This is a genomic window from Pseudoalteromonas shioyasakiensis (assembly GCF_022398475.1).
GTDB lineage: Bacteria > Pseudomonadota > Gammaproteobacteria > Enterobacterales > Alteromonadaceae > Pseudoalteromonas.
This window is the reverse complement of sequence record NZ_JAKEVM010000281.1, coordinates 1-1159: the sequence shown is the minus strand read 5'-3', so window position 1 is coordinate 1159 and position 1159 is coordinate 1. Positions and strand designations below refer to the sequence as shown.

Genomic DNA, 1159 nt, shown 5'->3' with positions numbered 1-1159 from the left:
GGTTGATAGACTCGTTTATTGGGATGAAATAAACCCACTTACCAAGACAGGTAAAATTGTACCGGATGCAAAGTTAGGTGCAGGCGATTCACCCAATAAGCTTCTTTATGCACAGCCGGATGGTTCGTTAGGAGAAACACCATCCAAATTAATTAGCTTCATGCCTTATGTACATAATGTCGATTCATTTGGCTATAACACGAATGTTATTGAAAAAGGTATCCCTTACGAAACAGAATCTTGGGCATGGTTATTAGATGAAAAGAATAAAGGCAAAGTGGCATTAGTTAATGCACCAACAATAGGTATCTTTGATGCTGCTTTAGCCGCCCAAGCTAAAGGATTAATGAAGTTTAATGATTTAGGTAATATGAGTATTGCCGAGATTGACCAATTATTTGCCATTTTATTTGAAAAGAAACGGCAAGGTCATTTTTCAGGTTTTTGGACGTCAGTACCGCAATCTGTTGATTTTATGAAAATGAACCGAGTGACCATTCAAAGTATGTTCTCACCAGGTGTCAGTTCGCTAAATGGGCAAGGCATTCCAGTAACTTATGCATCGCCAAAAGAAGGATACAGAGCATGGCATGGAGTTATGTGTTTATCAAAAAATACCCATGGGCATGTTAAAGATGCTGCGTATGAGTATATGAACTGGTGGTTATCCGGCTACCCAGGCGCATTTATAGCAAGACAAGGATATTACATTTCTAACCCTAGCCGTAGCCAACCGCTTATGTCGAAACCTGAGTGGAACTATTGGTATGAAGGACAAGAAGCATCAACTGACTTGAAGGGAACAGATGGAAAAGTATCTATTAAAGCAGGCGAAATAAGGGATGGTGGCAGTTATATTAAACGCTTTTCGAATATTGCGGTTTGGAATACTGTGATGCCAAATTATGACTACAGTTTAGATAAGTGGTATGAACTACTTAACGCATAGGGAAGTAAATTGTTAAGCTTTTTTTCAAAATCTCTAGCTGCAAAAATGTCGCTTGCGATGGTGCTTGTATTTGTCGCTATGAGTGCGAGTTATTTGGTTATTAATCAAAGGTTTAAAGCGATTGAGGACTCTTTCAATAACATCGGTAAGATTAGCAACTATGCTGTGGATATTAACATCGGTAAGATTAGCAACTATGCTGTGGATATT

2 protein-coding genes are annotated in these 1159 nt (G+C 38.6%); both read left to right on the top strand.

Going from position 1 to position 1159, the window contains the following annotated elements:
* Positions 1 to 949, top strand: a 949-nt coding sequence (locus tag L1D51_RS21470; RefSeq protein WP_239964837.1) for an ABC transporter substrate-binding protein, incomplete at its 5' end; no start/stop codon positions are given.
* A 9-nt stretch (positions 950 to 958) separates the two neighbouring features.
* The coding region (locus L1D51_RS21465) for a hypothetical protein (RefSeq protein ID WP_239964836.1) at positions 959 to 1159 on the top strand (201 nt) is incomplete at its 3' end.